Origin of the sequence: Nostoc sp. (assembly GCF_036919575.1) — a bacterium.
Taxonomy (GTDB): domain Bacteria; phylum Cyanobacteriota; class Cyanobacteriia; order Cyanobacteriales; family Nostocaceae; genus Nostoc.
The window spans coordinates 34,431-53,437 of record NZ_JBALBY010000011.1; the positions used below are offsets into that span (position 1 = coordinate 34,431).

At 42.8% G+C, this 19,007-nt stretch carries 17 protein-coding genes and 1 pseudogene; 7 read left to right on the forward strand and 11 right to left on the reverse strand.

Annotated elements, in window-relative coordinates; all coding sequences use genetic code 11:
* Nucleotides 1–160: 160 nt before the first annotated feature.
* The 6 genes from V7K27_RS04555 to V7K27_RS04580 all read right to left on the reverse strand — a co-directional run bounded on the left by V7K27_RS04555 (nucleotide 161) and on the right by V7K27_RS04580 (nucleotide 6,560).
* Nucleotides 161–337: a type II toxin-antitoxin system RelE/ParE family toxin gene (locus V7K27_RS04555; RefSeq protein WP_334944744.1), complete on the reverse strand. Its 177-nt coding sequence runs from the start codon at nucleotides 335–337 to the stop codon at nucleotides 161–163.
* Between the two features lie 188 nt (nucleotides 338–525).
* Complete coding sequence (locus V7K27_RS04560) at nucleotides 526–1,509, reverse strand: RNA polymerase sigma factor, RpoD/SigA family (protein WP_334944746.1); 984 nt, start codon at nucleotides 1,507–1,509, stop codon at nucleotides 526–528.
* Nucleotides 1,510–2,323: 814 nt separating this feature from the next.
* Nucleotides 2,324–4,054 (reverse strand): ATP-binding protein, encoded by a 1,731-nt coding sequence (locus tag V7K27_RS04565; RefSeq protein ID WP_334944792.1) that lies wholly within the window; start codon nucleotides 4,052–4,054, stop codon nucleotides 2,324–2,326.
* Between the two features lie 110 nt (nucleotides 4,055–4,164).
* Complete coding sequence (locus V7K27_RS04570) at nucleotides 4,165–4,959, reverse strand: glutathione S-transferase family protein (protein WP_334944748.1); 795 nt, start codon at nucleotides 4,957–4,959, stop codon at nucleotides 4,165–4,167.
* Between the two features lie 922 nt (nucleotides 4,960–5,881).
* Nucleotides 5,882–6,073 carry a hypothetical protein gene (locus V7K27_RS04575; protein ID WP_334944750.1) on the reverse strand — a complete coding sequence of 64 codons (192 nt, stop codon included), beginning with the start codon at nucleotides 6,071–6,073 and terminating at the stop codon, nucleotides 5,882–5,884.
* Nucleotides 6,074–6,086: 13 nt separating this feature from the next.
* Nucleotides 6,087–6,560: a helix-turn-helix domain-containing protein gene (locus tag V7K27_RS04580; RefSeq protein WP_334944751.1), complete on the reverse strand. Its 474-nt coding sequence runs from the start codon at nucleotides 6,558–6,560 to the stop codon at nucleotides 6,087–6,089.
* A gap of 588 nt (nucleotides 6,561–7,148) precedes the next feature.
* On the opposite strand from V7K27_RS04580, the gene V7K27_RS04585 reads away from it, so the two are divergent.
* Nucleotides 7,149–7,979, forward strand: coding sequence for a fasciclin domain-containing protein (locus tag V7K27_RS04585; protein WP_334944753.1), 831 nt, complete (start codon nucleotides 7,149–7,151; stop codon nucleotides 7,977–7,979).
* A 310-nt stretch (nucleotides 7,980–8,289) separates the two neighbouring features.
* On the opposite strand, the gene V7K27_RS04590 is transcribed toward V7K27_RS04585, so the two are convergent.
* On the reverse strand, nucleotides 8,290–8,592 hold the full coding sequence (locus V7K27_RS04590) for a hypothetical protein (protein WP_334944755.1): 303 nt from the start codon (nucleotides 8,590–8,592) through the stop codon (nucleotides 8,290–8,292).
* A gap of 388 nt (nucleotides 8,593–8,980) precedes the next feature.
* The gene (locus V7K27_RS04595; RefSeq protein ID WP_334944757.1) at nucleotides 8,981–9,889 is read right to left on the reverse strand and encodes a polysaccharide deacetylase family protein; all 909 of its coding nucleotides are present in this window, start codon (nucleotides 9,887–9,889) and stop codon (nucleotides 8,981–8,983) included.
* Nucleotides 9,890–10,891: 1,002 nt separating this feature from the next.
* Here V7K27_RS04595 and V7K27_RS04600 point away from each other — a divergent pair.
* A complete protein-coding gene (locus tag V7K27_RS04600; RefSeq protein ID WP_334944759.1) occupies nucleotides 10,892–11,053 on the forward strand; it encodes a metallothionein in 162 nt (53 codons plus the stop codon).
* A gap of 218 nt (nucleotides 11,054–11,271) precedes the next feature.
* Here V7K27_RS04600 and hemL read toward each other — a convergent pair whose 3' ends face one another.
* Nucleotides 11,272–12,570 (reverse strand): glutamate-1-semialdehyde 2,1-aminomutase, encoded by a 1,299-nt coding sequence (gene hemL, locus V7K27_RS04605; RefSeq protein WP_334944761.1) that lies wholly within the window; start codon nucleotides 12,568–12,570, stop codon nucleotides 11,272–11,274.
* 106 nt (nucleotides 12,571–12,676) lie between these two features.
* On the opposite strand from hemL, the gene V7K27_RS04610 reads away from it, so the two are divergent.
* Both V7K27_RS04610 and hisIE read left to right on the forward strand, forming a co-directional pair.
* Nucleotides 12,677–12,871, forward strand: coding sequence for a ChaB family protein (locus V7K27_RS04610; RefSeq protein ID WP_292761054.1), 195 nt, complete (start codon nucleotides 12,677–12,679; stop codon nucleotides 12,869–12,871).
* 95 nt (nucleotides 12,872–12,966) lie between these two features.
* Nucleotides 12,967–13,617: a bifunctional phosphoribosyl-AMP cyclohydrolase/phosphoribosyl-ATP diphosphatase HisIE gene (gene hisIE, locus V7K27_RS04615; protein WP_334944763.1), complete on the forward strand. Its 651-nt coding sequence runs from the start codon at nucleotides 12,967–12,969 to the stop codon at nucleotides 13,615–13,617.
* Nucleotides 13,618–13,653: 36 nt separating this feature from the next.
* Here hisIE and V7K27_RS04620 read toward each other — a convergent pair whose 3' ends face one another.
* A complete protein-coding gene (locus V7K27_RS04620; protein ID WP_334944765.1) occupies nucleotides 13,654–14,928 on the reverse strand; it encodes an MFS transporter in 1,275 nt (424 codons plus the stop codon).
* A 473-nt stretch (nucleotides 14,929–15,401) separates the two neighbouring features.
* Here V7K27_RS04620 and V7K27_RS04625 point away from each other — a divergent pair.
* Nucleotides 15,402–15,593 (forward strand): annotated as a pseudogene (locus V7K27_RS04625) (DUF2811 domain-containing protein); the annotation flags it as partial.
* Between the two features lie 766 nt (nucleotides 15,594–16,359).
* Here the strand turns inward: V7K27_RS04625 and V7K27_RS04630 are convergent.
* The gene (locus V7K27_RS04630) at nucleotides 16,360–17,079 is read right to left on the reverse strand and encodes a response regulator transcription factor (protein WP_334944767.1); all 720 of its coding nucleotides are present in this window, start codon (nucleotides 17,077–17,079) and stop codon (nucleotides 16,360–16,362) included.
* Nucleotides 17,080–17,448: 369 nt separating this feature from the next.
* Between V7K27_RS04630 and V7K27_RS04635 the strand changes: the two genes are divergently transcribed.
* A complete protein-coding gene (locus tag V7K27_RS04635) occupies nucleotides 17,449–17,652 on the forward strand; it encodes a hypothetical protein (protein ID WP_334944769.1) in 204 nt (67 codons plus the stop codon).
* Between the two features lie 541 nt (nucleotides 17,653–18,193).
* On the forward strand, nucleotides 18,194–18,820 hold the full coding sequence (locus V7K27_RS04640) for a CPP1-like family protein (RefSeq protein ID WP_334944770.1): 627 nt from the start codon (nucleotides 18,194–18,196) through the stop codon (nucleotides 18,818–18,820).
* The last annotated feature ends 187 nt before the right edge of the window (nucleotides 18,821–19,007 follow it).

Genomic DNA, 19,007 nt, shown 5'->3' on the forward strand with positions numbered 1-19,007 from the left:
CTTCAAAAGCAGCTTTTAATTTGGCATTTTAGTGTTTTCCACAAACAAAAGCAGCTTTTACTTTCTCAATTGCCTGAATATTTTCTCATTTGAGTAATTCACGCATTCATTTTGGTATATCATTGAGCCGAATGCTTGCGTAGGCGTAGCTCGCACTTCTCTACGAGACGCTGCGCGAACGACAAAGCTCTGTTACCATCGGAGACATCCCACGATAGAAAATCAGATAATCATCTACAGCAAAGCTACGTAATAAAGGTAAAAGTTCATTACGCTTGCGTCCCATATTGGGAAAATTTGCTAAACTACTGCACTTTTCGTTAATTATCTTGAGCAAACGCTCCGCAGCATCAAAACTACTAATGATGGGCTTGCATCCGGTGACAATGCGATCGCATCCGACCTACAACCATTAAATCAGTAGGAGTAACCCAAGTGTATTAGGTTATCAGCATAAAAAAATCGCCCCCTGAATTCAGGAGGCGCGTCACCTTATGGAGACGTAGCAATGCTACGTCTCTACATTTAGCTAGCAACGTATTCTTGGACATTGGCACGACGGCGACGCAGATGAGCCAAAGCTTGATGCTCTAACTGACGGACGCGTTCACGGCTGAGACTCAATCTCTCACCCACTTTCGCCAATGACATTTCGTTACCATCCTCTAAACCAAAGCGTAAGGCTACAACTTCTCGCTGTTGCGGGGTTAGTTCCGCTAGCAGGTTGTTCAAGTCTTGGCGTAAGAATTCCTGGTTGGTGTAATACTCTGGTGATGGTCCATCATCTTCGAGCATTTCTTGCAACTCAGTATCCTGGTTCTCGCCAACTCGCACATCCAAAGAGACTGGTTGACGCGCCATATTCAGATACTCGCGGATCTGAGCAGGTTCTAGTTCCAGTTCTTTGCCAATTTCGGCTGGAGTCGGCGATCGCCCCAAGCTTTGAGCCAACTCGCGCTGCACTTTTTTGATTTTGTTCAGTTTTTCGGTAATGTGGATCGGTAAGCGAATGGTGCGACCTTGCTGGGCGATCGCGCGGGTAATTGCTTGGCGAATCCACCAGTAAGCGTAAGTCGAGAACTTATAACCCCTGGTTGGGTCAAATTTCTCTACACCCCGCTCTAATCCTAGTGTTCCTTCCTGGATTAAATCCAGAAACTCCATATTCCGCTTTTGGTACTTTTTGGCAATAGCAACCACCAAGCGCAAATTCGCTTCGATCATTTTTTGCTTTGCCCGCTTACCTTGCGCCACCGTTTGTTGTACCTCGGTTTCCGATTGTTCAACTTGGTCAGCCCACTCTGACATATTCGGTTCGCGTTGCAGCTTCTTCGCCAAAGCTTCCTTGGCGTCGATGAGCGTCATCATTTGTTGCACCTGCTTCCCAAAGACAATTTCTTGTTCACGGGTTAGCAGTGGTACACGTCCAATTTCCCGCAGATAGGTTCGCACCATATCAACCGTGGATTTGGTATTGAGGTTTTCCGTTTGGGTGTTGACAGTAGGCATTGGTGCGTTTTCCTCTACTCCGTAAACACAATGTATATTTTCTTACTAAGATCGATGGATAAAGCTAGTACATCTATCACCAAATATCGGGAGCTACCAAAAGTAATTATCAATTGATACAGCCGTTTTTAAGACGGTAAGCCCCGAATGATAGGTTCCCCTACCTTCCCTAAATTTTCAATCTCTTATAAGCACGCTGGTTATTTTTGAGAATTTTTCTTTTGAGCAGTTACTGACATTATCTCGATAATCCGAAGTCGGTATGAGTTCTACTTAGCTTTATACTACGATAAATCAGGCAAATAGTAAAGTATCTTCAGATAAAGCATATAATTATAATTCAAAATTGCTCATTTGCAAAATAAAATTAAACCTCCTTGAAATTACTGACTATATCTATAGTGACGCGAAAAACCGCTCTTCTGTTGCTAAAACTAGCGGGATAACCGAACTTAATTTGCTGTGACGATGGAGAGATGTCACGAATTGGGCATTAGTCATTGGTCATTGGTCATTTGTCATTTGTCATTGGTCATTGGTCATTGGTCACTTGTACTGAGCAGGGCTATTTCGTTCTAGACAGAAACCGCCCAGAACTGAAGTTCAGAGCTAATAGCTAAAGTCCGTTAAAACGGACTATAACTTTTTCTTAGTCGTCTTTAGACGACTTTCGCTATTAGACTCAGAATTCATTCTGAGGCGGACTAAATGAGAATGAAATAGCCCTGTGTACTGAGCCTTGCCGTTGACGCAGCCTCTCGTAGAGAAGTATTGGTCATTTGCAAAGGACAAAGGACAACTGACAAATGACTATCTAAAAACCAAGGTCAGCTTTGGCTAGTTCAGCAGCAGCGAATACTTCTGCGTCAGGTTTTTCTTCCCAGGCTGGCTCACCAATTTCTTCGTAAAAAGTTGCGTCATAAGGACGGGTACGTACTACTACTGGCATTGGAACGGCGTGACCCAATATTAAGGCTTGTTGCTTCGAGTCTAACTTTGCCAGCACCGATCGCAGTCCACTACCACCAGATACACCCGTGAAAATCGCGTCAATGTCTTTTTCATCATTCAGCAAAGCGGTAATGCGAGTCCCAATCTGGGACATAACTTCATTATCTATGCCTGATGGACGTTGATCAACTACCAAAAGTGTGACAAAATATTTCCGCAGTTCACGGGCAATAGTCCCGAAGATGGTACTTTGTACCACTCCTGGATCAAGGAAACGGTGCGCCTCTTCAATGGTAATCATCAATGGCGTGGGGCGATCGCTAGGATTTTTGCTTTGCAGGAATTTATCGGCTTTTTTGACGTAATGCTCGTGAATACGGCGGGTGATCATATTCGTCACCAACATATAAGAGAGCATATTAGACTGGGAACCAAATTCTATCACAACATTCTTCCCAGATTCCAGACATTGCACAATTTTACTAATATAATTCTGGGGACAAACCGCTCGCATATACTTCAAACTATCCATCCGCAATAGTTTGCGCTGCAATGCCATAATCGAGCCTTTGTGTCCGCGCTTCTCGTCGCAGAACATCTCAATTTCTTCGTTAGTCATATTTAGCAACTGGACAATCCAGGACTTGCCAAACTCACTATATAGAATATTGGCGTTATCCAAGGCTGCATCAGAGAGTCCTAAATCTCGGCTACATAACTTAATATCTTCAACTTCAATTTGCTCGTAACTCAAATAAAGTTCTTGAGCATCACGCACACCCCGGCGCTTTGTCGATTCCGGGTCGAGGGTGTAGACTTCAACTTTACTCGGAAAAAGTTGCTTTAGACCCTTAACAGTACTGACGTTTTTACCTTCTGCGACTGCTTCCCAGCCATACTCAGAGTGCATATCAAAAATCAAGTTTACTGCCGCATTTTTACGGATAACGCCAGCTAAAATTAGCCTCGTTAGAAAGGATTTACCAGTACCAGATTTCCCGAAAATCCCATTACTCCGTTCCACGAAGCGGTTTAAATCGATACAAACGGGCACATCCATATCCAAAGGTTTGCCGATGGAAAAATTGCGCCTTTGGGGGTCATCTTCCCAACCAAATACCCGGCGAAAATCGTCAACACTTGCATCGTAAACTTGACTAAAGTGGCTAGGAATAGTTTTAACAGGCAACAATTCCATCGTCGTACTAGTTTGTGGCACAAATGAAGCTAAACCCGTCATTGATGGGACGAAGGGATTTGCCGATTTGCCATTTGTGGGAGAAAAAGATTCTTCCGATTCGGGAGTGAACATCAACATCGGCGCGAGGTTGATAGTACCAAAAGTACCACTTCCGGCTAAAACATCTCGTAAAAAAGTGTCTTCCCAATTGGGGGGATTAGCAGTAATTCGTGCATTAGCAGCTCCCAATGCTACATCTGTCAGCATACAAAAAAAACGCGATCGCATCCCTTGCACAACGAGAAACTTACCCACGCGCATATCTTCCACAGATATATCAGGATGCAATCGAACTTCTAAACCTTCAGTCAGAGAACCTTGAATGACCGAACCTAATGGCTGTCCCGAATTCATCTGATTAGTCATTGGTCATTTGTCATTTGTCATTTGTCATTTGTCTTGAGTTATTCTCTCCCAATGCCCCATGCCCCATGCCCAATGCCCAATGCCCCATGCCCCATTACCTAGTCAATCTCAATAGAAGTTGGCGCACTTGGGGTTGTTCGAGTGGTAATAATTAATGGTTTGCGGAATTGGGCGTAAAGGCGATCGCGCCAGGTGAAGAATGGTGCATAATCTATATTCTCTGTAAAGATTGGCAATCCTTTACCTCTAATAGAAGCTGGTAAATCCAGATAGGGTCCATCGGGGAACTTCAGCAATATCGACAAACCAGCCACAGCTAAGTCAGCTAAAGTCGGCTCATCTCCTGTTAAATAAGGACTGTCTGCCAGTAATAATGTTAACGCTTCCAAGTCTTGTTTTAAGGATGCGATCGCAGACTGGATGACATCTGGGCTATAACCTACCCCAAAACCCAACAGTGTCAGGAAATCACTAGGTACTCCTCCAACCAGACTTTTAAATATATCTGGTGTTGAGGTGGGTAATAAAGACTTGCGGAAATTTTGATCTTGACTTATCGCAGCAAATAGTGCTTTGCGACCTTTGATGCCTATGGACTCATCCGCCCATTCTTCTATTAATAAAGTTAAACCCCGTTTTTTGCGATCTTGCGGTATTATTGGGCGTTCGGGATACTCTAAGTCTAAATACTTAGCTATTTCCGTAGAATCCGCAATATATCTATTACGATCCTTTAATACTGGGACTTGTTTTTGACCAGTCAGCCGGAACAGTTCTACTTGTCCAATCCCAGGCGTAACCTCTATTTTGCGGTAATCTAGTCCTTTAAAATCTAGAATTAGGCGCACTTTCTCTGAGTATTGAGATAGTTCCCATTGGTATAATTCCAGCATAGTGTATACCCTTGTAACTGGTCAACTTCTTAACTTTACAATTGTATCTTTAGTTAAACTAATTTTTCTTAAGATTAGTTGCTTGTTGTCTATTTAATTGACATTAGGGTTGAACTTATACCCGATTTTTGGCAAAATCGATTTAGAAAAATATGATTTTCTGATTTATTAAACAGAATTCAGGAGTCAGGAGCCAGAATTCAGTTGGGTATTCTGAACGAAAAAGCGGATGAATAATCGGCGTTTTTGCACCCCCATCAAATTTTCTTGTTTTGTGGTGCAACAATTCAGTCGGGGATTTAGACCCGCCACTGATTGATTCTGACCGGAGCTTGTCGTTTGTCTCCGGCTCCGCTCCTGAATTCTGACTCCTGAATTCTTCTTCAATAAAATCAGGACTTACGCAAACAATAGCCGAAAAGAGTGATTTTCTTCTTAGGGATTTCCAAGAAATAAATTATCCAATCTTATGGGGTGGGCAACATGAGCGCCTTTCGTTGCTGGGCTTTCGTGTCGCCCATCCCACAATAAATAATTGGATATTTTTTTATTTGGAAGTCCCTTAGGGCAATTCATGAATTGCCCCTACATCGTGTGGTTTTGCGTAAGTCCTAAAAATATCAAATAACTAAATTAATTTAATCTAATTCGGCATATATAGGATTAGTATTTGATTTTTGAAATGCACGTAGTGGACGCTCATGGCTTTAATAGTGCATTAGACGTAGACGTAGGTTGGGTGGAGCGGAGCGCAACCCAACATATATCAGGATGTTGGGTTACGCAAAGCCTCCACCCAACCTACAATTTTTTTGCAACATTTTAGCCTAGACAATCCAGTACAAGACTACCGAGATTTTTTCAGAAATCAAATATGATTCCTATATAAAGAAACCTAACGGCTCAGTCTTCAGCTGTTACTTTAATTTATGCCACCCTCTCGCTCGTATTCGTAATCTTCTTTTTCAACTTTCCCTCGGTTTTCTTCGGTTTTGGGTGTTGCTGGTATCGGTTCATGAACATCAGAGATGAGAACGCACAATTTTTCGTCAAAACAAACCAATGGTCGCTCTGGGTCTACTCTTTGAGCATATAAATCAAGTACGTCTTCCATCCGGGCTACAAATTCAGAACTTATTTGTGGGATGCACCATTGTTCTTTTAGCCAAGGTTTTAACTCGTTTTTTTAATGTACGACCAATTGTATTTGTACTAACGCTATCTATTACTTCCAGGCTAACAAGTTTATCTGCCAACATTTTTAATGTCCAACGAGCGCTACCATCGGGAACATCTGAACAAGTTGTTGCAATTAAATATGTTTCTGCCTTAGAAGTTATTTTTGGTGGCTTTCCACTGCGAGGACGCTCATTCATTGTGGCTGATAAGGAATCGGTGCAAAACTGTTTGCGAGTTCGTTCAACTGTTGGTATTGATATGTGTAAGCTTTTTGCTATCGCCTCATCTGTACTACCAGAGTTTGCCATTAGTAGCGTATGTGCGCGACGAATCTCCCTAGCACCTGCTTTCCCTTTCTTGACTAAATCAACCAGTTGTAGCCGTTGCTCATCACTAAGAAAAATGCTATGTTTTTTATTCATATACCTAATTAATATACTTTTAAATTGTTAGCGATCGCACGGAGACTCGTGTCCCGATATGCGGACACACCGTTATTATATAATGCTCCGGCGCTACCCATCAAAACTAATGACACGGACTACTAGGTTAATATATCTAGGTACTTAATTTCTGTAGATTTTGCTGAGTAATCAATGGTTAATTCAGAGATATAGCCTTTTCGCGTATGGGATTCAGGATTTTTGAATCAACTATTAATTTAGGTACAAGTTTGTATATAAATTGGCTTTTAAGTAGAATCTTTATGACAGCTTATTGTAACTCATAACTTGTAGATGTGAGATTTTCATACTTTCTTAAAGTTGGCGCTACACTAAGTGAGGCTTTTTAAATTTTTTTGATGTGATGAAGAAAATTTGCTGAATTTACATAAAATATGTGCTAGATATATTTCATACTTATTTATCACCTTCGTCTGAGGTTGGATATCTTTTCTCACCAGCACAAATTATTCTGGGAAAAATCTTACTTCCCTTTTCCGTCAGATTTTGTGCATAGCAAAGTGTTATAAATCTTTATGTAGTGTGTGGACAAAAAAACAAACATTTATGAAGACAAATTACAGCAAATTACTGACCACGTTGACAGGCATAGCAGGATTTACTAGTTTCAGCCTCCTCATTACTTTACCATCTGATGCGAAAGAGGCACTAAATCCTAACCCCGGTATTTTCAACGAAGTCCCCTATAACCAGGGACAACGCCTTCAAGCAAATACCCAATACACACCTGCTGAAGCTGCTTCCGAAATAGAAAAGGGCAATACCAAACCCCAACAATTAGCACAGAATAGTGGCGGTGGAACGCTAAATCCCAAACCAAGTATTTTCAACGAGCCTCCCTATAACCGTGGTGGTAGCGCTACACCTATTGAACCTGCACCCCCCACCCGCACCCCACGTCCTATTCCGGGAAATCAACCTACTACACCTCCACCAGGACCAGGAGCAAGCGATAATCAAGGCAAAAACTTGTTAGCGTTGGCAGAGTCAAACGCTTCTTTTACCACCTTAACCAAGGCTTTGAAAGCAGCAGGATTGACCGGAGCTTTGCAAGGCAAGGATAACTTAACTATTTTTGCACCCACTGATGCAGCTTTTGCTAAGTTGCCAGCAGATGCTTTGCAAGAATTGTTAAAACCAGCCAACAAAGAAGTATTGATCAAAATCTTAACTTACCATGTAGTCCCTGGTAAGGTATTGTCCACTGATTTGAAGTCTGGCGAAGTTAAAAGCCTTGAAGGTGGCACAATCAACATTAAAGTTGATCCTGCTACCGGTGTAACTGTCAATGATGCGAAAGTGACGCAGGCAGATATCACAGGTACTAACGGTGTAATCCACGCAATTGATCAGGTTATTTTACCTCCTGACTTATAGTTTATCGGTATCAGTACAATCGGAAACAGAACTAGGTTAGCATCAAGTATTAATACATAAAAATCCCGTTCAGATGTTAATTTTGGACGGTTTTTTGTCAGAACGGTGAGTTAAATTGGTAATCTCGCCTACCTGACTTTTCACCGGATATGGAAAACCTCACTTCCATTCCTCTTCCCTTTTAAGGTTTACAGTATCACCAAGTCCTAAAAACCTAGTTTCATCAGGGTTTCATCGTTCATTTAGGTTCTTAGCCTGTTAAAACCTTAAAAGAGCAAGTGACTACAATTGGCTGAGTCCCTAATCTAAATCACTGAGGTATAGGCAGACTACCTTGTAGTATCATCTGACTTGCCCTAGCTTGACAGCTGGCGCAGGCACAGCCAAACATCTGCATGGCAAGTTGTTTAACTCTTTCGTTAGCGCGTATTGATGGGTATTGGGGATATTCTTGTGAAACAGGTGCAGCAACTGTCTGTGTGTCAGTGGGTGTTAAGGTAGGGTTGGCTAAATCTTGGGGAGAAAGCTTGTTAGCAAAAGCTGGATTGACACTTAGGAGTGTCAAGGCAAAAAAGCTAGAGCAGCAAAGCAAAGCCATTACAATTTTATTCATGATTTTCCTGAGTGGTAGACCTTATTCTTAGTTGAGTCTAGCTAAAAAAACCTACAAATCGCCAGAACAATTCAACTTGTTTTTAGTTGCCGAGTGGCGATTGATAGAGACGCTGATTTCCATCGAATTGAAGAAGAATTCAGAATTCAGGAGTCAGAATTCAGGAGTCAGAATTTAGGAGTCAGAATTCAGGAGTCAGAATTTAGGAGTCAGAATCAAGACGCTCGCGGACTCGCTCTAAGCGAAGGCGGGAGCATGTCGCAGACAAGCCTCTCGTTAGCGAGTGCGTCTCCCCTTGGGAGAAGAGAAGGCTTTATGCTGCGCTATCCGCCAGTCGAATTCATTCTGAATTCTGACTCCTGACTCCTGAATTCTGTTTTGATAACAATTATTTTTTCTTTGCAATCAGCTTTTGATCTTTATCTTGCATTTCTAAAAGTTCAGGGATAGTAACAAAGCTATAGCCCTGTTTCCGAAAGTTGGCAATAATTTCTGGTAAAGCTTGCACAGTTTTAGAGCGATTACCACCACCATCATGCATCAGCACAATCCCACCTGGTTTGGCCTTCCTGAACACATTATTAATTAATTTTGGGACAGCAGGACGCGAGTAGTCTACAGAGTCAGATGACCAGAGAATGATGGCATATTTGCTATTTCTAGCGTAATCAGCCACCCCATTGTGCATGATTCCCCCTGGTGGTCGAAATAAATTTGTTTTAATCCCTGTTACTTGATAAATCAGGTCTGCTGTGTGGTCAATTTCATAGGCAGCCGCTTGTGGATTCAAGAATTGATACCAATGATGCCAAGTATGGTTGCCAATTACGTGACCTTCAGCAATCTCCCGCTTTACTAAGCTTGGATAATTCTTCACGTTTTGCCCAATGAGAAAAAATGTCCCTTTGATCTGATTTTGTTTAAGAATATCCAGTACTTGCGCGGTACTCTCAGGCCATGGACCATCATCAAAGGTGAGAGCAATTACTTTCTGTTCGGGAGTAAGTTTTGCCGACTCAACTACTGCCCCTTGAAAGCGTTGTGGCACAGCATAGGAAAGACCCTTTGTTTGTGCTTGTTGCTGCCAACTTTTAAGCATCGTCGCTTTTAGTTCTTCAATCTGCTGCTGAGTTCCAACCTTGGCTGGTAGATTGTTTACATTTATATTCTCTGTACTTTCAGCGTCAGAGAAGCTTGACTTAATAAGCATCACCGTGCTTACACTCAAACTGCCACTCAAGACAAGCAACGTAATTAATATTTTTTGCAGACCAAAAAATGACTTATTGTTCTGCACTTGATAGCTCCTTCAAGGGTCGAACCATTTTTTTCACAATACTAATACTTCAGGCAGTTTTTTACACTTTTATCAGCCTTTCCCTGCAAGCTAAGTAAGTTGGTGGGAATAAACCAAATTATGTTACGGAACGTAAATAGGCTTAAAACCCTTACCAATGACAAAGGACAAAGGACAAATGACAGCCCACGTCAGTTAACTTTAATTGCGCCCACCTACTTACAGCATGATTGGTATATTTTTTCAAGTTAGCTTCAACCCTGACTCTGAAAAAATGCCTTACCTACGGATAATCTCATCATGACTTACGCAAACAATAGCCGAAAAGAGTGATTTTCTTCTTAGGGCAATTCATTAATTGCCCCAGAGGGCGTGTGGTTTTGCGTAAGTCCTACTAATATCTATAAGCAAAACCCTCACCATGAAGGTGAGAGCCTTCTTGCGCGTTAATTTTTGTAGACTATGGCGTGGTATGAGGTGAATTTCAATAACTGTAAAAGGTAATTTATCCTGCGTGATTAACATGAATATACTTAATGTAGGTTAAATATTGCATATCCTATTGACAAAACCATTGCAAAATTATGACGAAGATGTGACCGGGAGCATCTCAATAAGTGTAAAAAGCCTTGTAAAACCTCACCCCAACCCTCTCCGTGGGTTCGGAGAGGGAGCAAGAATTTTGTTTCTCATCTGGTATATTTGCTTTCACTGAGATGCTTCCGATGTTACCGAAGCAAGAAAGGATACAGAGCAACTAAATTGATTTATGGACAACATAGAAACAATTGTGCCGCGATGCGTAAGCACAAGGCACTCTCAGTCCAAGTTTTCAGAGCAAATAAATTTATTTATGGGGATTTGAATTTTGAATGCGTGAATTTTGAATTCCCCGTTCGCGTAGCGTCTCCAAGAGTTGGGGTTGACCTTCTTTGAGTGATGAGGGCACAAGGCAGACCCGTATTATTATTAGAGTAATCTCAACAGGAAATGGAGAAAGTTATGACAACTGTAACCCAAATGAAATGCGCCTGTTCAACTTGCCTGTGTATCGTTTCAGTTGAGGATGGTATTAAAGAGGACGGCAAATACTATTGCTCTCAAGGCTGTGCTGAAGGTCACAAAACTATCAAAGGCTGTAGTCATACTGGCTGTGGCTGTTGAGTAGTGCTGAGTTACCGAAATTCAGATTGCAATGTAGCCCTCACTGCCTAACTATTCTTCCAGAAGGATTAGACAGTGAGAGAGAATATCAATGACCGAAGTTCCGACGATCGCAAGGTGACACTCCGACTTCTGGCGATCGCGCACAAGGAATAATATAATTCCCAGTGAGCAACGCTGTAGGTGTTGTCTTTAGTGAGTACTCAGGACTCTTTTGGTCAGAGACTAGAGATTACATCCCGTGCTACTGCTAAAGTCTGCTCAATATCCTCTTCGGTGTGAGCAAAAGACGTAAATCCAGCTTCAAACTGAGAAGGTGCTAAGTAAACACCATGCTCTAACATCCCACGATGGAAGCGTCCGAATTTAGCTGTATCAGACTTTTTCGCATCTTCGTAGTTATGAACTGGGCCAGAGGTAAAGAATAAGCCGAACATCGCGCTGATTTGACCGCCGCAAACCGCATGACCATTTTCTTTGGCAATTTGCAGCAAACCATCTGCTAACTTTTTAGTAATCCGCTCAAGATACTCATAAGTACCTGGCTTTTGCAGCAATTCTAAAGTCTTAATCCCAGCAGTCATCGCCAAGGGATTACCAGAAAGAGTCCCAGCTTGATATACGGGGCCGGCGGGCGCAACCATTGACATAATATCTCGGCGACCACCATAAGCTCCTACTGGCAAACCACCACCAATAACTTTGCCCAAGGTTGTTAAATCGGGAGTGACGCCAAATTTTTCCTGAGCGCCACCGTAAGCAATACGAAAGCCTGTCATCACTTCATCAAATACCAATAAAGCTCCATACTCGTGAGTCAGTTCCCGTAATCCTTCTAAGAAGCCAGCATCAGGCGCAATAAATCCAGCATTGCCCACAACTGGCTCAAGAATGACACCAGCAATCTCGTCGCGGTTTTCTTCAAACAAGGCTTTAACGGCTTCTAAGTCATTGAAAGGCGCGGTTAGAGTGGTGCTAGTTGCCGATTTAGGTACTCCCGGCGAGTCTGGCAAACCAAGTGTAGCAACTCCAGAACCTGCCTTTACTAAAAACGCATCGGCGTGTCCGTGGTAGCAGCCTTCAAACTTGATGATTTTGTCTCGGTTGGTGAAAGCCCGCATCAGGCGCAAAACTCCGATACAGGCTTCAGTTCCAGAGTTGACAAATCTCACCATTTCGATGCTAGGAACGGCATCGATGACCATTTCTGCCAAAACATTTTCTAGGACTGAGGGAGCGCCGAAACTGGTACCTTTTTCTAAAGCTTCATGCAAGGCGGCAATTACTTCTGGATGAGCATGACCACAAATAGCTGGCCCCCAGGTGCCTACGTAGTCTATATATTGATTGCCATCTACATCCCAAATATATGCGCCTTTAACACGATCAAAAACTATGGGTTGTCCGCCCACAGATTTAAAGGCACGAACTGGAGAACTGACTCCTCCTGGCATGAGGTTTTGAGCTGCGGCGAAGATTTCTTGTGATTTTGTTGTTTTAATTGTGGTATTTACCAAAGTTCTCTCCTAACAGTGGGCAATAAAAAGCTCTATCTTAGGATAGGGTCAAAAGTTACTTAGAATTTCTATCCTATAGAAATAGGTGAACCAAAAAAATAACAATATGTTATATAAGTCGAATAATGACTTGCCTCTAGATATTCAAACTCGATTATCTGAAGCATACCAGGATCTTTACCGAGCAGCTTTTAACTCGGCAATTCATTGGTATGGTGAAGCCTCAAAAGCTCACCAAGTCGCGTTGAGCGCTGTGAAGATGCAGTCTGCTATGGAACGAAATGCTCTTGTTGAGAGCTAGATAAGATAGTTCAATTTAAAAAAACATCCCAGTTGCTCTATTCAGAATGGTATCGTGAATCCATGAATTATTCTTATTAGAGCAAACTAGCTGGTATGTCTTCTAACGATTCGCGCTCACTGCATTACACCATCCCTGTTGAGAAAATTCGCTACGATGAACGGGGTCTAGTACCTGCAATTGTCCAAGATTATTTGGATGGTACTGTCCTGATGATGGCGTGGATGAATCAGGAGTCGTTACAAAAGACTTTGGAAACAGAAGAAACTTGGTTTTGGAGCCGTTCCCGGCAAGAATTGTGGCACAAGGGGGCGACTTCTGGACATATTCAAAAAGTGCAAAGTATCCGTTATGACTGTGATAGTGATGCGTTGCTCATCGGGGTAGAGCAATTAGGAGATGTTGCCTGCCATACTGGAGAGCGCAGTTGCTTTCACCAAATAGAAGGGAAAATTGTCCCACCACCAGGGGATACATTGTCACAATTGTTTGAAGTAATATGCGATCGCCGCGATCATCCTACTGAAGGTTCTTATACCTGTAAACTATTTGCAGGTGGCGATAACAAAATTTTGAAAAAGATCGGTGAGGAAACTGCTGAGGTGGTAATGGCCTTTAAGGATGATCAAGCAGATGCGATCGCGGGTGAAGTCGCTGATTTGCTATATCATACTTTGGTTGCCTTGGCTCACCATCAAGTTGATTTGAAATCGGTGTATCGGAAGTTGCAAGAACGTCGTCAATAGAGCAAAAAAACAATTCATCCTACCTTGCGGAGTATGTTACTCAGCCAAAATTCGATTGAGGTATTGTAAAATTACCACAGCGATCGCCACACTCAAAGAAAAGCCTAGCCACAAACTATCAGTAATAACTCGCGGTTGATCTAATGCCCATCCACCCAAGGGATGACCAATAAAAGAGCCAACAGCCCAGCACACAGCGTTGATGGAGAAATAAACGCCGCGTTGATTTTCCGGGGCTAACTCAGTGACTAAAGACGCCGCAGATGGGGTATAGGAGACAATCGCTACAGCAAATACTCCCAATGCCAATATTACCCAAATCAGATGATGAGATGGGGTAGTCCCGCTTACCCAAATCAGGCCAAAACCAATTGCCCAGAAAATGGCAGAAACAGTGAGTGCGAGTGTGTGAGAGCAGCGTTTTAAGATGCTGGTGACAGGCAACTGACAAATGATCGCGAACACCAGATGCCAAGCAAATAGCCCGCTAATGGTAGTTTTGGCAAATCCTTCGCTGGTACTTTCTACAAAGACAAAGTTTTTGAAGTAAAGCGGCAGGGTGCTGTGGATTTGAGAAATATAGATTGTAAAGAATATATTAACTGCTATGTAGACTAAGAAACGGCGATCGCTTAATACTGCCATCCAAGAAGCAAAATGTTCTGTCTTTTCAGATTCCCCTATCTGCTGTTGTTCGGTTTCAATAATTCCCACATAGATAACCCCAAAAAATACCAGAAAAGAGATGGCATCAATGACAAATAGCCATCGATAACTCCCAATTGTGGCAATTAAAAACCCAGCAAGGACAATTCCGATCGCTAACCCCAGATTATCTGCTAATCGAGCGATCGCAAAAGTTTCGCGGCGATTATCAATCTCACTGGCATCAGCAACAACAGCTTCAGCCGCCGGCCAATAGAAACCTATCCCTAAACCACTAATCAAGCTACCAATTACCAAAATAGTAAAATTATTCGTTGCAGCTAAAACTAAAGAACCACTTGCTGAAATCGCCGTGGCTAGCAACAAAGTGCGGCGCCGTCCCCATTCTCCAGAATCAGCCAAAGAACCACCTACAATCCGCCCGACAATGCCGGAAATCGAGGCGCTACCCAAGGCTACCCCGACACTGGTTGCAGATAAACCAACTTGATTCACAAAAAAGATGGGAGCGTAAAACAGGGTAAAGCCAGTGCCAACTTCCGAGAAGAATCTACCAATTGCGAAAATCCAGACCTGGGGATGTATCGAGGGCAGCCACGATGATAATTGTGATTGAGAAGCTAATTTCATCAGGTTAAATGTCATAGTTTCGTGACATTTTTGTAATTCTTATCATTGGCTACAATTTTCCTCACTGATTCCACAGGGTTTCCACAGGGATTTTAGCAGTTTTCCACAGGTGGTCAACGAGCCAGTCGGCTTCTTAGAGTCTGACTGGGGATTGTTAATTGACAGCGACAAGGAACTTTAAAGACTGAGTTTTTATAAAGTAAAGTAACGAAAACTCGGCTTGAAAGCTGATTATTTCGTTCGTATTTATTTTTTATACAATCGTTTTTAACATTTCGCAGCATTGACAAACCCACCCCCTCTTGGCGCACAATGATTCGGCTTGCTTTTATAGTCCGTTCAACCGTTTGTATCAAATGTGTAAAATATATTACCACCAGATGTAGGCGTAGATTGTCGGGCTAGCGAAAGAGCGTGTGAGGTAGCTTAATTGCCGTTTCACCGCAAGCAACTTGTCCTCTTGATTATCCTCATAGGAGGAAAATCTCATGAAAGCAACGGTTAGCATCTTTACAGAAATTCCTGAAACACTCCACGAATCCTTAAAAAACTACTTAGAAAAGCATCCCGATTGGGATGAAAACAGAGTGTTGACGGCGGCGTTATCATTATTTTTACTCCAAAATGGAGATAGCGATCGCCGTGCTGCCCGAGTCTATCTGGAAACTTTGTTCCACCACTCCTCAGTAGAAATGCCCAGCATCGATTCACCCGCAACAGCTAATCTACTAGACACCCCATAGGTACTGGTATAAAGGGCATTATTCTGGCTCATGCCCTAGTATGGGCACGGTAAACCGTGCCCATTAATCGGATTTTGAGCCGAAGCGATCGGCCATCTGGGGGCAATATTAAAATAATTCGTAATTCGTAATTCGTAATTCGTAATTACGTTTTGTGACGGGGATTTAGCGAGAAACGCGGTCTTGGGCTTTGCCCAAGAGGAGCGATTTCTCAAGACAGCGCAAAGTGCGGTCTTGGGGTCTCCCCAAGAGGAGCAACTTTGTAAGACAGACCCCGACCCAAAACGTGCTGCCATTCAAAGGCTAGGAATTAAACTGAATATACTCTGTTAAAACAAAAAAGATCAGTAGATTCTGATCCTTAAAAGGGTTCCAATAGTTTCTCCTGTTGTTAAAGCTAAAGAAATTCGCTGATTACTCCCCCAAGAGTTAACAGTCAAGAGTTTAGGACTTACGCATTGACAGACATAACCAAATGTGAATTACCTCTCGTTACAAGGCAGAGCCTTGTAATGCTCTTGTGGGAGGGCTGCTGCCTCCTGTCAAACTGGGAGGCAGCAGCCCTCCGAGCGATCGCATTCCCAGGCAGCAGCCCAGGAACGAGGCAGGGCAAGACTTTTATCTGAATTAAGCTTGATATGCACATAATACTCAATTTGTAAAGTGCGTAAGTCCTAGAGTTAAAAAACTCTTGACTGTTAACTCAGGACTTAGCTTCTAACTGCTGGGGGTAGCTAGGAGATTCAAACTTATACCCTACGCCACGTACAGTTTGAATTAATGCTGGCTGACTAGAATCAATTTCAATCTTCTTGCGAATTTGGCCGATATGTACATCTACAACTCGCTGGTCGCCGACATATTCATAGTCCCAGACCTCTTGGATTAGTTCTGCACGCCGCCAAACTCGACCTGGATGACTGGCTAAAAAATGCAATAAGTCAAATTCCAGAGCAGTTAAGAGTACTGGTTGGTTATTAAGTGCCACCTCCCGTCGCACCGGATCAATCATAAGTTTTTCAAATACCAAGCGTTTCTGCTCGGCGCTAGTTATCACTCGCTGACGCCTCAAAATAGCTCCGACTCTGACTTCTAGCTCTCCCAACCCAAAAGGCTTGGTAAGATAATCATCAGCACCTTTAGAAAAACCGCGAATTTTGTCAGCTTCATCGGCACGGCTAGTCAACATCAGAACAAAAACACCATTACGACTTTGCATCTCTTGGCAGAGGTTAAACCCTGTTACATCTGGTAAATTCACATCTAGAATTACCAAATCAGGGTTAAATTGCTCAAATAGAGCTAAGGCTGTCTTTCCATCTTCGGCAGCCTCCACCTGATAGTTCTGCTTAATCAAAAAGCGTTGGATTAAATTCCGAACCGCAGGGTCGTCGTCAACTACAAGAATCTTGGCAGGAGCCATGACCATTACTTTGCACAAAAATTCGTAAGATTAACAAGAGGGTTGCGTAAAAACGCAGTTGCCACTTTGGGACTAACTAAGAATCTACATGGCTACAGTATAAGAATCCTGATCGTTCAAAGATAAATACTCTAATCAGGATTGTGGGCGATGAGAACCCTAAACTTCTGTTAGCCACAGTATATAGGCGCTCTGGCTTTAGCCGCAACAGTTCTTGAGGCCAAAACACCTTCTTGATCCCAGTTAGGTGGTAACTTAAAACGTTTTAATTCTAAATCGAGATGTGGATATATACCACAAGCGATTATTCAGTATAATTAAAAAAACTCTGTTACGGTACAGTAAGTCGCCAAATCTGAAACAGTAAAGTTGATTTTTTCATCAAAACTATGTGTTTTAGGTATTCTCCGTTCAAATTCTAGATTAGAGCCAGAACTGGACAACGACATGAGGGTATACACGGAGTTATGGCGATATGTTAAAGTGACTACAGTTGAAATGATCGAAAACTTGGGTCTAAAACCCCGTCGTTCTACGACGGCTTTTGGTAAAATCGCAGTAGTGGAAGGGTAATCAACCACTTAAAAAACCCAATTGCTGCCTAATACGCAGACAAGGCAGGGCGGTCTTGGGGTCTCCCCAAGTGGAGCAACTGCCGTGCTGTACCTTGACAATTGAATCTATAGGGTTCTACTTGTTGTTCTAGTAGTGCTTTTGCACAGCCTGAAAGTAGATAAAAGATTCACAGGAACTAGACAATCGGCATTAAACTCAAACAAACTTTGCAGCAATGCAACTACGGTAGGGCATACCGGAAGTTAAAGCTTGGGAGCCAGTGCGTTGGGCGGCTCTGCCGACTTGAAGCACCTGGCGTGGAGAGAACCACCTCTATCTTTAGGTAACGCAAGGAACCTAATTTAAGTGGACTCGTTGAATCAAGAATCCTCAGCCGTCATGCTGAGGAGTGTCAAAAAGTCGATCAAACTAACCCGTGCTACTATCCTGGTAGGGCATAAGATAGATCGAGATTTTATTTTCGATCAAAACAAAACCTAAAGATGTTTTTTCTTCAACAAAAGACTGCCGCTGACTGAGGCTGAAGTAACAAACTCCCATGAGCGATCAAAATCCCTACGAAAAACTTGGGGTATCAGAAGAGGCTAGCTTCGATGAAATTCAGGATGCTCGTAATCGCCTATTCGAGCAACATAGTGGCGATGTCAAGCATTTAGAAGTAATTGAAGCGGCTTACGATGCGATTTTAATGGATCGCTTACGGATGCGCCAGGAAGGTAAAATTAAAGTCCCTGAGCGTATTCGGTTTCCAGAGTTGCGAGTGCAATCGCCTCTTAAAGAAAGTCCAACCCCTAGCGAGCAGTCACCTGCATGGCTGCAACGGATGCTGGATCAGCCAACGCCTGCGGATATTCTCTTACCAGGAGCTTGGTTTCTTGGTTTGAGTTCTATTAGCCTGTTTTATCCTGACGGAGGCGATCAGGTTTTGCAGTTAGCATTGGTGGTTGGGGTAGGTACTAGTATTTATTTTCTCAATCGCAAAGAAAGCAAATTTGGCCGAGCAGTTTTGTTCACCCTGGTCAGTTTAATAATTGGCTTAATCGCTGGTGGACTAGTTGCTAGCTGGCTGTTACCACAAATATCATTCCTCAATCTGGGAACGAATCAGTTCTCTACGGTAGTGACGTTTATATTGTTGTGGTTGGTTAGTAGCTTTCTACGCTAAATCGCTACCCGTAAGGAAGTTTCTCTAAAGAAGACGTGGATAAGAGAGTCAGGAGTCAGAATAGGTATGCTGACTCCCAATACGGTTCGGATAAGAGTTGATCCCCCCAACCCCCCTTAAAAAGGGGGGCTAATAATGGCTCTATTTCCCCCTTTTTAAGGGGGACTAAGGGGGATCTTTAAGGACT